The following is a 14,513-nucleotide window of genomic DNA, read 5'->3' on the forward strand; positions in this document are numbered from 1 at the left end:
AAATTAAAAAAAGGATGTCCTTTGGAGTAGGCATACCCCAAAGGACAAAAAATCAATCTCTCATAGGGTAAACACCCTCTAAGGCAATAATATAATTGATGCCTAAATAAGGATTTCGGCTGTTAAATGGCTGGTTTCCGCCTTGAACGCTAATGGTACTTGGTGACATAGCAGTATTGGGAAAATTGCCGTTGTATGAGTTGACATTGATAACAGGACTTTGACGGTTTTCCTGAAACTGAGAGGCAGCTGGCACATTTCCTTCGGGGTTGAAACTTGTTCCTGCTGAATTACTCACATTTAACGCATGATTGTGTGCAGGCATATTACTCATATCCAGAGTGACTTTTTCTGTGCCTCCCTGCTCTCCTAAATTGATAGGGCTTAAACCAGGCCCGTGACCTTTATGAATAGGAGCTCTCCCCCTTAAATCTGGTAGTGCAAAGTTATTTATACCATCTCCGCCATAAGTATTTCCTAAAATGCTATATAAAGCCTGATTCTGGGAAATAGAAATGAGCTGCCCTTCGCAGTAGGCCCAACCTTTGGGAGCAAAGGTTCCGGCAAACATCATGATTTGTCCAATTAGTGGTTCCATTTTTTAGTATTTAGAGTGAAATAGTAGGCAATCAACATATTTATCCTTAGAAAATAAATACGTACTAACACTTATTTTTTACCATAAATTCTAAATTGTTACTAAAAACAATTATTTGTATTTGAAAAATAAAAAAATGAACACTTTCTATAAAACATTGATTATTAGATGATAAAAAAATATTTTTTATTATTTAGGTTAATCCAGGTTTGTAAATGGTAAGATAACCCGTTTACCAAAAACAACATTAACAACATATCCGCTTTCAAACCAGTGTCTACATTTAATTTGGTACATACTTTGAATTCAGCAGATGTTGACCGTCGATATTTATCCACATGCTTACATGCAAAGATTATCTTCCCGGTGTCTTAGCGAATAACTATTTAACATTATTTCCAAAACCATCGACGATTCAAATCAACAATGTTAGTAATGGAAATTCCTTGCGGACAAATTTTTTCACATTCCCCCGTATAAGTACAAGACCCAAATCCTTCCTCATCCATCTGATTCACCATGTTTGTGACTCTTTGAGAAGCTTCAAGCTCACCTTGTGGCAGCATGGATAGATGGTTAACTTTTGCTGATGTAAAAAGCATTGCACTGGCATTTTTGCACACTGCTACACAAGCACCACATCCAATACATGCAGCAGCATCAAAAGCCTTCTCTGCTAGTTCATGATTGATTAGAATTGTATTTGCTTCTGAAGCCTGTCCTGTATTGACACCTATGTATCCACCCGCTTGTATAATCCTATCAAATGCTGATCTATCTATTACAAGATCTTTTTTTATTGGAAAAGCTTTCGCCCTAAACGGTTCAATAAATAAAGTTTGCCCATCATCAAAGCTACGAAGGTGAATTTGGCAGGTAGTAGTCCCATTAATGGGACCATGAATATCTCCATTAATCACAAAACCACACTGACCACAAATCCCTTCTCTACAATCACTTTCAAAAGCGATTGGGCTTCCTGTGGATTTTATTATCTTGGTATTGAGATGATCAAGCATCTCGGGTACAGACATATGTTCATCTAAATCATCTAACACATGTTTTTCGAAATATCCTTTTTCAAACTGCCCTGATTGTCGCCATACGTGAAGTTCTAGTTTCATAATTTTCATTTTTTTAGTCAGGTGAGCATATATGATGATATGAATCTATGGAAATTTGACAGTGAAGAAATTATAAACTTGATTTCACTCATATCATATAATAATTGCTCTTGGAAAGTATTAGAAATTAAATTGAATCAAGCTATAATTCTAAGAATTGAAGCTATTGGTAAAGAACCGAACAGTCATAAAATCATTTATAACTTCTATTTTTCAACTCAGCAAATTTAAAATCTAAATGTTCTTTATGCAGTTCATATGAATTATTGCCTTTGAACTCCCAAACACTTACATATTTAAATTCCTCATCATTCCGTAATGCCTCCCCTTCGTCTGTTTGATGTTCCTCTCTAAAATGAGCTCCACAGGATTCTTCCCTTTGTAAAGCATCTTCCACTATAAGAATAGACATCTCCAAATAGTCTTCTACTCTTGCTGCTTTTTCTAATTCAAAATTGATTTCATTTGTACTTCCAGGAATCAACAGTTCTTCATAAAAACGCTTTTGAAGAATCAACAAATCATTTTTGGCAGATTGCATACTAATTTTGTTGCGAGATAATCCGCATTTTTTGTAGAGGATTTGCCCAAGTTCCTTATGAAATTCTTCCGCGGTCGTATTCCCTTTGATAGTCAATAAATTTTGAAGACGATCAATAACTTCAGATTTTGATTTGATGACCGCCGAATCCCATTCATCCATTTTAGGAGATTTGACTGGACTTTTTTCTGCCAAATAATCCATTATAGTACTTGGAGCTATAAAATAACCGTCAACACAAGCTTGCAGTAAACTATTTGCTCCTAAGCGGTTGGCACCATGATCTGAAAAATTAGCTTCACCCAAAACAAAAAGTCCTGATAAATTACTCATCAATCGATAATCCACCCACAACCCACCCATACTAAAATGAGCAGCAGGAGCAATCATCATTGGTTCTTTATAAGCGTCAGTGCCGGTAATTTTCTGATACATTCCAAATAAATTACCATATCGCTGCTCAATGATCTTTTCCCCATCTCGTTTTATGGCATCTTTAAAATCAAGATATACCGCATTTCCCATTGGCCCTACCCCACAGCCTGCATCAATACGTTCTTTGGCTGCACGGGAAGAAATATCTCTTGGTGCTAGATTTCCAAATGATGGATAGCGACGCTCTAAGTAATAGTCGCGCTCCTCTTCTGGGATTTCATTTGGTGGTCGTTGATCATTTGGAGACAGTGGTACCCAGATCCTTCCATCATTGCGTAAAGATTCGCTCATTAAGGTAAGTTTACTTTGATAGCCTCCTAGCTGGGGCAATGAAGTTGGGTGAAACTGCGTCCAACTTGGTGCAGCCATAAATGCCCCCTTTCGATGTGCGCGCCAAATAGCTGTTGCATTACAATTCATCGCTAGTGTGCTCAGGTAATATATTTTTCCATAACCACCTGATGCTAAAATTAGAGCATCACAGCTATGCGATACTATTTCTCCATTATCAAGATTTCGAACGGTAACTCCTTTTGCCTCACCATTTATAGTAATGACATCAAGCATTTCATGTCTAGTATGCAGCTTTAGGTTATTTCCATCATTTTGTCTCATTAAGGATTGATATGCACCAAGTAGAAGCTGCTGCCCAGTCTGGCCTCTTGCATAAAAAGTCCGACTTACTTGAACACCCCCAAAAGATCGATTGCTAAGATAGCCACTATATTCCCTTGCGAATGGTACTCCTTGGGCGACAGCCTGATCTATCAAAGACATACTACATTCAGCCAAACGGTACACATTTGCTTCACGAGCTCTAAAATCTCCACCTTTTAGTGTATCGTAAAACATTCTCCAGACACTATCCCCATCGTTTTTATAATCTTTGGCTGCATTTACACCCCCTTGGGCAGCTACAGAATGCGCTCTTCTTGCAGAATCATGAAAGGTAAATACTTCCACATTGAATCCCAGCTCTGCTAAACTTGCAGCAGAAGATGCGCCTGCCAACCCTGTACCTACCACGATAATCTTATAATTTCTGCGATTTGCAGGATTAATAAGTTGCGCATTTGCCTTATATTTTTTCCACTTTTCTTCAAGTGGTCCTTCTGGAATTCTGGAGTTTAACATGTATTCAAGGGATCATTATTTTATATATACAATCATTTAATCAAGCCTAAAATAATCTTCATATTTGCTTAGCTTTTCGAAATAAAATCAACTATTAGCACTTACAAATCTTTGAAAAGCTTAAGTTTGATGCTTATCCTGTGTTTTTTAAGCCACTTGACAATCCATTAATTATACTTAATAATTTAATTAAAATACTTTCTTTTTCTCTACTATTCTCATCATTGATAGACCTCCATTTTTTCAAGTATTTTATATGTAAATGATGCAGTATTTCTAATTTTTCATTTCTCCACTCCAAATTTTCATATTGTGAATTTCTTCGAATAGAAGCTGGTTCACCAAAAAGCTCTTCGAGCATTAAAATACTATCTTGATAATCTTCTAGGATTTTATTCATAAACTTTTCCCTTTCTCCAACATCCTCATCCAATTCAGAATATAGTCTCATAACACTCAAATTGGATAAGATAAGGTTAGTTTCAGTTTGAATCATCAAAAACCTAAAAAAACTCCAATTTTGTATAGAATTTTTTAGTACCAAAAAATCATTAGGTCTATTTTTTTTCAGGGTTTTCAAAGCGGAACCTAATCCATACCACCCTGTAATCGTATTTCTAGAAAGGTTCCAACTAAACACCCAAGGAATTGACCTCAAGTCTGCAAGTGTTCTTGAGCCTGTTCTTCTAGCCGGCCTTGAGCCTATCTTACTTTTTTCCAAAACATCAATGCAAGTAACCTTACCATAAAAATCGATAAATCCTTCTGTTTCGATAAAATCTCTATAGTGCTCGAAGGATTTTTGAGACAAAAACCCCATAATTTGCAATGGGTAATTGAGTCCTTTTTGATGTGCTGCATCATTGACAATGTGTCTTGCTACTCCAGAGCAAAGAGCATCTAAGTTGTATGTCCCAGTAAGTGGATTTCCGAAAAGTTGTGCAAGAGACTCACCTTGCACAGTAAGTTTAATAGCCCCACCTACGGTGTTTTCTGGCATACTTTCCAAAAACCGATGATACTTGCCACCTCCTCTGCTGATAGTACCACCAGTTCCATGGAAAAAATAAACATTTGTTTGGTTTTTTGAGCCGACCTCAGCAAGTGCAATTTCTGCTTTATATAGATTCCATTTACTTGCTATCGTCCCTCCATCTTTGTTACTATCACTATAACCTAACATTACTTCTTGCTTATTCTGCAAACTTGCAGCCCTTTTTTTAGTAATTGGGTGTTGCAAAAAATCATCTAAAATTACGGGACCATTGTATAAATCTGTGATAGTTTCGAACAATGGAACGACTTGAATATTGGTCTCTAACAATTCAGTCTCTCTCATAAACAAATACACAAGTAATAAATCACTGAGACTTCTAGTCATGCTTACTATGAATGACCCAATCCCCTCGGTACCATATTGAGCAACATGATGTCTGACCACCCTATAGCAACCAAGTAAGTGATCTGCTTCTAAACCATAAGATCTATCAACATTGGTAATCGAGGCGTTAGAAAGTAAGATATGGTTCAAGAATCTCAATCGTCTAATCTCCTCCCAACTTGAAAAATCATAATCAATTTCTCCATTTGATTTCATAATCTGTGAGATTGCCTTATCATGGAAATCGCTATTTTGCCTGATATCCAATTTTGCCAAATAAAAGCCAAGACACCTTACTGTACGCTCAACGGGAAAAAGCAAATCCTCGACAATACCATCAAAACCAGATTCTAAAAGTGTATTTCTCAAAAAACTCAAGTCTTTTTCCAAATACTTACTGGATTTGTAGCATAAGAGTGGATCTTCTATTTCCTCCAAAATAGTATTTTCTATCTGAAGCAACATCAAATTTACAAATTGCCTCCAAGGTTCATGGGGATTTCTTTGGACAGCTCTAAAACCAGAATCCCCCAATAGTTTTGATCTGTTGCCAATTGCATCGATCAGCACTTGGGGAACTGAGTTGGAAATTGCTGAAATAGAAAGCTTTTTCACTAAATTATTCAGGCAACTTTTCACATGTTTGAGAGCTTTTTCTCTGTGGAGTCCTAAAGTTTCCTTAGTGATATCTGCCGTGACTAGAGGATGGCCATCTCTATCACCACCAACCCAACTTCCAAAATTGATTTTAGGGAATACATCAGGATTTTTGATTTTGGTTGGGTCTAGTCCATGCGCTAACCATTCGTACTTTAATTTTTGGTCACTTTTCTCAAGAATCAAAGGAAAAACATTTGTCAAATAATGAAGTACATTGGCCCTTTCATCCCTAACAGATGGTTTTTCTAGGTATATTTCTCCTGTAGTCCACCACCTCTCCAATAAGTTAATTATTTGTTCTTTAATTAAAATTTGTTCATAACTGCTCAATGAGAGATTCTCCTTTTTTACCAAAAGCAAATATAATTCTCTGTGGATTTCAATAACAGTCACCCTCTTTGCCTCAGTCGGGTGGGCTGTAAGTACTGGTAATACCTTTGTTGAGGATATGGCACTGAGTATTTCATCCTCTCCTACAGCTGCGCCTAACCAAATCCCAAATGCTTCTGACCAAGAACCACGAATTGGATTTGATTTTTCCGCAGTTTCTACATTTCTTCTGTACTGTGTAGCTGCATTTTCTTCCACCAATGTCATCAATTGAAAATAAATGCTCAATGCCTGTATTACCTTTTCACTAGAGACATGACTTTCATTCAAATTATAATTTTTGTCGCTATGATTTATTAGTGATACAAGGCCATCTTCCTTGATACGTGACAGCATTGTCACATAACATTCAATTAGGAATTTTCTATCTGCAATTAATTTTTGACTTGAAGATTTTTTGAGGTCCATATTATAAATATGGTCATTATTTATTGCAAAATAAAGCGATTTCACAGATCGATAAAATATATAATATGTATATCCGTTTTCATACCAGTAGAATCTAGATAATTGGATTAACCTGTGATTTCGAACCAATATCAAATATCTATTAGTATCAGTTTGCCAAAAAACAATCGTTTAATTGATTAATGGCATTATTGCGGATAATCATAATATGTAAATCCGCTACTTTGCCAGTAGATTATTATTCTAGTATTAATGTTTGATTTGGATCAATATCTATCAAAATATAATTTCAATTAATATCGGAACTAAGCTAATTCGAATTTTTTCATCTCAATTTGTAAAGTAGTGTAAATCAATAATATAGAAATGTGACTATCCGCTTTCTTGCACGTAGCCAAACAATAGATTGTCGGATGAACGATTTGTGGTTCTGTAGACTTTGGGCTGTTGAGGCTGATGAGTATGCGTAACTTACAAAGCTACTTCTTACCCAAGTGCTACATTACGGATACTTATGTATAGAAATCGCCAAAGTCATTAAATCAAATCGCCAAAAAATTTTTCCAAGATCCTATTTTTCTCTATTTGAAGAAAATCTAAATATGCTTTAGGCAATGGCATTTGTTTTTTCCCTTTTAGCCAGACCAATCTCCATTTAGTTGTTATTGGTAATCCTTGAATGGGTATTATCTTTAATTGCCCAGTCACAAGTTCATTTTTTATTCCAATGATTGGCATGATAGAATATCCTAAACCCGCTAGCACTGCTTGTTTGACTGCCTCATTGGAAGTTAATTCCATTTTTTTTTGAATTGTTATTTTGCTGCCTTCAATAAATCTTTCCATAATTTGTCTCGTACCTGAGCCTTTTTCTCGAAATATTAAAGGTAAGTTTTTAAAAATTTCTTCTGAATTGTTTTCAAAATCAACCTCTGAATGCTTATTCCCAACCAAGAAAAGGTCATTATCCAATAAGTCTAAATATTCTAGATTCATTTCTTTGGGTAAAATGGACAATAAAGCAAAATCAACTTCATTCTTTTCAAGACATTTCAGAACCTTACTTTTATTGGTAACATCCATATTCAATTCAACTCCCTGATGCATCTTCATAAAGTCTCCCAAAAAATATGGCATCACGTACTTTCCTGTCGAAACTACTGCAATTTTTAATCTTCCTGTAAGCTGTCCTTTGTAAGCCATCGTGACACTTTCTATGGATTGGACATGAGCAAATATCGCCTCGACAAGTTTGGCAATTTCATACCCAAATTCGGTAATATGAATTTTTCTGCCTAAAACCTCTGTAAGTGGAATGTCAAACTGATCTTGAAAATTTTTCAACTGAATTGAAACTGCAGGCTGAGTCAAATGCAGTTCTTCTGCAGCCTTTGTAATAGAGCATGTCTCTACTACTTTTTGAAATACCAATAATTGATGAAGAGTATAATTCATAATCAATCTTTATGATTTAGATAATAAAGTTAAATAAAAACTAATGAATTTTTTCCTACAATTTTGGCCAAAATTTAAAAACAGAAGATAATATGGAAATGGATAAAAAATTTAATCTGATAGAGGGAGAATTTGACCAAATTGAAGCGAGAGAGATTTTAGTTCAATTATTCAATGATAAGATCAATTTTCATGTCCGAAAAAGCTTCAGTTCAAATATAAGATTCGGGATAAAAGATGAAAACTCAGAAAGACGAATCAAATCACTTCAAGGTGAACTTCTGAAAATAAATGATTTTTTCAAACAAGCTGAAGCAAACAATTCAATTTACAGGATTAATGCTTCTATTGAATTAATAGCCCAAGAGAGCAAAAAAACTGAAGTTTAATCAATTCTGATCTTAATCAAACCTATTAAAAATTATGAATCTCAACTTACTTATTGAGAATCTTACCAATCCAGCTTTGCTTTTCTTTGTATTGGGTTTGGTAGCTGTATTATTCAAAAGTGATCTTGAAATCCCCCCCAATTCTTCAAAATTTATTTCTCTGTATTTATTGTTTTCAATTGGTTTCAAAGGCGGTCAAGAATTAGCACATGAAGCTATGAACATGGAGATTGCATGGACTATTTTATTTGGGATATCCATTGCTTCAGCGATTCCAATTTATACATTTTTCATATTGAAAAGAAAGCTCAGCGTTTACGATGCAGGTGCAGTCGCCGCAGCATATGGCTCTATCAGTGCAGTCACATTTGTCACTGCCGTCAGCTATTTGGAGATGCAGCAAATGATACTTCATGGGCACATGGTTGCCATTATGGCGTTGATGGAGGCGCCGGCAATCGTCATTGGTCTACTTTTAATATCTACATTTACGAAAGACAGTATGCAGTCTGAGAAAGTTAAAAAACGGATCGTAATCAAGCACTCTTTCACAAATGGTAGTGTAATGTTGATTTTAGGTAGTTTAATTATAGGCTTCTTGGCCTCTGATGCTCAGGCCGAAGGTATTAAACCTTTCACGAATGATATCTTCAAAGGATTTTTGGCGATTTTTCTTCTCGATATGGGTATTATCAGCGGCAGAAAACTAGGTTCATTTTTCGAATATGGATGGTTTCCAGTGATTTTTGCCATTGTAATTCCTCTTATAAACGGATCAATAGTAGCCTTAATTAGTGCAGCAGTGACAGATGATGTTTCAAATCGCTTTATGTTGGCTATACTTTCTGCAAGTGCATCATATATAGCTGTTCCTGCAGCTATGAAAATGACTGTACCAAAGGCCAATCCAGGCCTCTTTCTACCTATGGCTTTAGCTGTGACATTTCCAGTAAATATTACAATTGGAATGCCTCTATATTTCCTTTTGGCATCCTATTATTAATTATGTATGATTGTCAGCATCGTGATCACTAAGTACACAACTTGCTTATTTGTTAGTGTTTTAAACAGAACTTTTCATTAAACCATATACAATAATGGGAACACACAAATTATCAAAATTGACTTTTTTCTATTTTTTTTTTGATTGTGTAAATCCAACTTTATCCAATACCTCGTATTTGTCTTCATGCTAGCAGATCAAGGGGATACCGAAAACCTTCAAAAGAGTAGGTAACTAACTAACTAAATTTAATTATTATGAAATTCCAAGAATTAAATTCCGAAGAATTAAAAGAAGTAAATGGTGGATTGTTAGGTGGACTTTTGGGTTCGCGAAACAGAAACAGTGAATCAGCTTCACAAACAACTTTGATTGGTGGTATAGGCCTTAACCTGTCAAGTGAATCAGAATCTAGAGATGGAGACAGAGATTCATTTGGATTTGGTCTTAATCTGAGCAACATTGGTCTGTTTGATTCTGCAAATAGAAGATAAAAATTAAATAGGGACTGTCTCACAAAAAGAGACAGTTCCTGTTTTTATAGGAAATACATCTAAGTGAATTTTCATAGAGTCAAATTGCTTGATTTTGAAATGGATTAAGGAACAGCTTCTTATTTTTCAATTAATTTTTATACTATTAGATTTTATATTATCAATTAATTACTTTTCCATATTGCCGGATTGAATCAAAAATAACTCTCTTCATAAAATACTGATGTCATTTGATATTTACCTATAATGATTATCCGCAATGACACCAGTATGTGATTTTATCACAAATAATCTTGCGGATAATTGTCAACTGTCGACAGCTAACGGCCCACAGCGCTTCAAATATACTATTTTAGATTATTTTAAGTGGCTACTGGTGTAAAAGCGGATATACATATTACCTATTATTTTATAATTAAAGTGGCATTTTTTCTAAATTATTCACCTTTAAAAAATTTGTCTAAGAAGAGTTTATCCAGGCAAAATCACCAAAAATAATTCTATGCGAATCACTGCGAATACTATGCAAACACTTTTTTTAGAATATTATTCCTTTCAATAAATCCAATCAAATCATTCACTTCGTAAATAGCTCCATGCTAGCAGATCAAGGGGACACCGAAAACCTTCAAAAGAGTAGGTAACTAACTAACTAAATTTAATTATTATGAAATTCCAAGAAATGAATTCCGAAGAATTGAGAGAAGTAAATGGTGGATTGTTAGGTGGACTTTTAGGTTCTAGAAATAGAGGTGAATCAGCTTCTCAGACTACCTTGATTGGTGGTATAGGACTTAACCTGTCAAGTGTATCAGAGTCTAGAGATGGAGATAGAGACTCGTTTGGGTTAGGATTGAACCTAAGCAACATTGGTTTATTTGACTTTGCAAATCGTCGATAAATACAACTATCAGCTAGTGGACAATTCCGCTAGCTGTGATTTTTATAATTATAAAATAGACCTCATCCGTTTCAATCAGACTTTTCTAAGTCAAATATGTGTGAAAACTAGTTCACGCGAAGATGTGCCCCTATTATAAAAGGGAAATTATGTGAGATTCTATTTAAAAAACGAAAAGAAATCATCATCACATGAATCCGAACCACAAAGAGATCTTTCCACCAGAGATATTGGAAGGTACTACAAGCTATTTCTTTAGAAAATATGATTCAAAATCAATTGTCTTATATCAGGCTGTCTTAGTACTATTGATTGCAATCTTCATTTCCATATTTGTCATCAAAGTAGATGTCAATGTGCGCGGTGTGGGAATGATCAAAGCCATTGACAACAAAAACCAATTAAGATCTATTGTTACTGGCAATATTGATTCAGTTTTTGTAGTCGAAAACTCCAGGGTCAAAAAAGGTGACAGGATTTTTACAGTGAAGACAAATATTTTGGAAGAGCAATCAGGTAATACAAGGAAATTGGTCTCAGAGTATGAATCACAGTTAAATGATTTGACATTTTTGATTCAAAAAACCAACCGATACGATTGGGAATCTATACCAAGACTTTCTAACTCCAATTACCAACAGGAAGCAAACTACTTCTATCAAAAACTGAATGATCTTAAAGAACAATTTGAACTTAGCAAAAAAGAATTTAAAAGATCAGAGACACTTTTTCAGTCAGGTGCAATAGCAGAAGCTGAATTTGACAGAACCAAACAGGTCTATGAAAGCTCCAAAAACGGCTTGCTTGCCTCCTACTCCCAGCAAGCTGCTTTATGGCAAAGCAACCTAAACCAAATAAGATTACAACTTCAAGATTTGAAATCGAAGGAGGCGCAAATCAATGAAGAGATCAAGTTTTATACCATTGAGTCCCCTGTAGATGGGTTTATTCAGGACTTGAGACAGTTGTTTCCTGGCGCAAGTGTATCATCCGGTGAAACCTTAGCCGAAATCACTCCAGATGGAGAATTGATAGCAGAAGTATTTGTTGAGCCAAAGGACATTGGGTTTATCAATCCCAATACACCTGTAAAATTTCAAGTAGATGCATTCAATTATAATGAGTGGGGATTTTTGGAAGGAACCATTGAATCTATATCAAATGATATTTTCATTCAATCAGATGGTAAGCCCTATTTCAAGATCCGATGTGAACTTCCGAGGGAAGAAATGACGCTAAAAAATGGCTATTCCGGACAATTACTCAAGGGAATGACAGTACAGGCAAGGTTTAGTTTTACTAGAAGGAGAATTATCAACCTATTATTTGATAAGGTAGATGATTGGGTCAATCCAAATATAGCCAGCAATTAATGTATGTTTAATTTCAATTACTTCAAAAATAGGGATTTTAAAAAAACTGAGATTCAACAACATGATCTCACAGATTGTGGTGCTGCATGTCTAGCTGCTATATCCGCTTATTACAACTTGGAGGTTCCGATTGCCAAAATAAGGCAAATAGCGTATACAGACCAAAAAGGTACAAACTTGCTGGGAATGATTGAAGCTGCAAAACAATTAGGCTTCGATGCTAAAGGCGTGAAAGTAAATAATAATCAAATATCTGAGCTACCATGCCCAAGTATCGCCCATGTAATAGTTAGGGGACGTTTACATCATTATGTAGTGATTTTAAAAACCACCGATTTGGAGGTTACATTGATGGACCCTGCTATCGGGAAAGTTCAGATAATGACCACCGAAGAGTTTTTTTCGATATGGACAAATGTTGTTTTACTTATCGATCCCAATGAATCATTTGAAGCAAAAAATGAAAAATACAGTGTAGCAAAACGATTTTGGTTTTTATTGAAACCCTATTCTTTCATTTTCACACAAATTTTGATCGGTTCTGTCTTTGCTGTTATACTAGGACTAGCAACTTCACTTTATATTCAAAAAATAATTGACAATGTCCTTCCAAACGACAACGGAAACCTCTTGAACCTAATGGGAGTTATGATGATCTGTATTATACTTTTCAGTGTAGTACTAGGTCATTTCAAAGGTATATTAACCTTGCAAACGGGTCAAAAAATCGATGCAAAGCTAATTTTAGGTTACTACAAGCATCTGCTAAAGCTCCCCCAGCAATTCTTTGACACCATGAGGACAGGGGAAATAATCTCCCGAATCAATGATGCTGTAAAAATAAGGGCATTTATTAATGATGTGATCGTCGGTTTCATCGTAAACATTTTCGTCCTGATATTCTCCTTTACATTGATGTTTGTTTTCTATTGGAAACTAGCCCTATTAATGTTGGTTGTAATCCCTTTGTATGTATTGATTTACTATTTTTCAAATAAGGTAAACAAGAAAACCCAAAGAGAATTGATGGAAAATTCTGCTGATCTTGAAGCACAATTGGTAGAATCCCTGAATGCAGTGAGCACTATCAAGCGATTTGGAATTGAAGACTTTACGAATTTAAAAACTGAAGGAAGATTCATCAATTTACTTAAATCAATTTATGAATCTGGCACAAATTCAATTTGGATTGGGAATGCTAGCGGTATGGTTACCTCTTTGTTTACAGTAATTCTCTTATGGATTGGAACCACCTTCGTATTGAAAAATGAACTTACAGCTGGTGAGCTCTTATCATTCTATGCGATTATGGGATATTTTACTGGGCCTGTTGCATCATTTATCAGTATGAACAAAACCATTCAAGATTCTTTGATTGCTGCAGACAGACTTTTTGAAATCATGGACATAGATACGGATAGCAACGAAGGCAAAGTTCAGATCACAGAAGATCATATTGGAAATATACAATTCAAAGATGTTGTATTCAGCTATGGTACCAGAAGCCAAGTCTTTGATGGTTTGAATCTAGAAATGGAAGCAGGGAAGATCACTGCAATTGTTGGTCAATCTGGTTCTGGGAAATCTACCTTGATGTCTATTATCCAAAAGGTATATCCTATATCTTCTGGACGTGTCTATATAGGTAAGCAAAACCTGGAATACATTCATGGAGGGTCACTCAAAAAATTAATCGGTGTAGTTCCTCAAAACATTCATCTTTTTGCAGGAAATATATTAGACAATATAGCTGTAGGGGATTTCAATCCTGATATCGAAAAGGTACTGAGAATATGTCAAGATTTGGGAATTTTAGAATTTATAGAAGAGCTACCCAATGGTTTCAAAACATATATAGGTGAAAATGGTGTCAGCCTTTCTGGTGGTCAACGTCAAAGATTGGCTATAGCACGTGCATTATACAAAGATCCAAGTATCCTGATTTTTGATGAAGCTACATCAGCCTTGGATTCTGAATCTGAGTCCTATACCATGAAAACACTCTATGACCTCAAAGATAAGGGAAAGACTGTCATCTTGATAGCCCATAGACTATCTTCTGTAATTAGTGCTGATAAGATACTTGTAATGGATAAAGGATTATTGATTGAGTCTGGTAACCACGAGGAATTATTGGTAAAACAAGGCATATACCATAACATGTGGCAAAAACAGATGCCTGATTACAAAATCAATACGGGTAAATAATGAATACTTATTGCCATTC

At 35.3% G+C, this 14,513-nt stretch carries 11 protein-coding genes; 6 read left to right on the forward strand and 5 right to left on the reverse strand.

The features are described 5' to 3' along the window. Positions 1–52 precede the first annotated feature (52 nt). The 5 genes from MM213_RS01295 to MM213_RS01315 form a co-directional block, all read right to left on the reverse strand. Positions 53–598, reverse strand: coding sequence for a phage tail protein (locus MM213_RS01295; RefSeq protein ID WP_241409492.1), 546 nt, complete (start codon positions 596–598; stop codon positions 53–55). Positions 599–990: 392 nt separating this feature from the next. Then, positions 991–1,722: a succinate dehydrogenase/fumarate reductase iron-sulfur subunit gene (locus MM213_RS01300; RefSeq protein WP_241409493.1), complete on the reverse strand. Its 732-nt coding sequence runs from the start codon at positions 1,720–1,722 to the stop codon at positions 991–993. Between the two features lie 193 nt (positions 1,723–1,915). Beyond that, complete coding sequence (locus MM213_RS01305) at positions 1,916–3,832, reverse strand: fumarate reductase/succinate dehydrogenase flavoprotein subunit (RefSeq protein ID WP_241409494.1); 1,917 nt, start codon at positions 3,830–3,832, stop codon at positions 1,916–1,918. 133 nt (positions 3,833–3,965) lie between these two features. Beyond that, positions 3,966–6,671: a phosphoenolpyruvate carboxylase gene (locus tag MM213_RS01310; RefSeq protein WP_241409495.1), complete on the reverse strand. Its 2,706-nt coding sequence runs from the start codon at positions 6,669–6,671 to the stop codon at positions 3,966–3,968. Positions 6,672–7,208: 537 nt separating this feature from the next. After that, positions 7,209–8,126: a LysR family transcriptional regulator gene (locus MM213_RS01315; protein ID WP_241409496.1), complete on the reverse strand. Its 918-nt coding sequence runs from the start codon at positions 8,124–8,126 to the stop codon at positions 7,209–7,211. 98 nt (positions 8,127–8,224) lie between these two features. On the opposite strand from MM213_RS01315, the gene MM213_RS01320 reads away from it, so the two are divergent. From MM213_RS01320 to MM213_RS01345, 6 genes are all read left to right on the forward strand, one after another. Then, the gene (locus tag MM213_RS01320) at positions 8,225–8,515 is read left to right on the forward strand and encodes a hypothetical protein (RefSeq protein WP_241409497.1); all 291 of its coding nucleotides are present in this window, start codon (positions 8,225–8,227) and stop codon (positions 8,513–8,515) included. A 34-nt stretch (positions 8,516–8,549) separates the two neighbouring features. After that, positions 8,550–9,518, forward strand: a complete 969-nt coding sequence (locus tag MM213_RS01325) for a sodium-dependent bicarbonate transport family permease (RefSeq protein WP_241409498.1) — start codon at positions 8,550–8,552, stop codon at positions 9,516–9,518. Positions 9,519–9,775: 257 nt separating this feature from the next. Next, complete coding sequence (locus MM213_RS01330; RefSeq protein ID WP_241409499.1) at positions 9,776–10,012, forward strand: hypothetical protein; 237 nt, start codon at positions 9,776–9,778, stop codon at positions 10,010–10,012. A 667-nt stretch (positions 10,013–10,679) separates the two neighbouring features. Further along, positions 10,680–10,913 (forward strand): hypothetical protein, encoded by a 234-nt coding sequence (locus tag MM213_RS01335; protein ID WP_241409500.1) that lies wholly within the window; start codon positions 10,680–10,682, stop codon positions 10,911–10,913. Positions 10,914–11,104: 191 nt separating this feature from the next. Next, positions 11,105–12,286 carry an HlyD family secretion protein gene (locus MM213_RS01340; protein WP_241409501.1) on the forward strand — a complete coding sequence of 394 codons (1,182 nt, stop codon included), beginning with the start codon at positions 11,105–11,107 and terminating at the stop codon, positions 12,284–12,286. A 3-nt stretch (positions 12,287–12,289) separates the two neighbouring features. After that, on the forward strand, positions 12,290–14,494 hold the full coding sequence (locus MM213_RS01345; RefSeq protein ID WP_241409502.1) for a peptidase domain-containing ABC transporter: 2,205 nt from the start codon (positions 12,290–12,292) through the stop codon (positions 14,492–14,494). Positions 14,495–14,513 lie beyond the last annotated feature (19 nt).

Origin of the sequence: Belliella alkalica (assembly GCF_022549785.1) — a bacterium.
GTDB classification, from domain to species: domain Bacteria; phylum Bacteroidota; class Bacteroidia; order Cytophagales; family Cyclobacteriaceae; genus Belliella; species Belliella alkalica.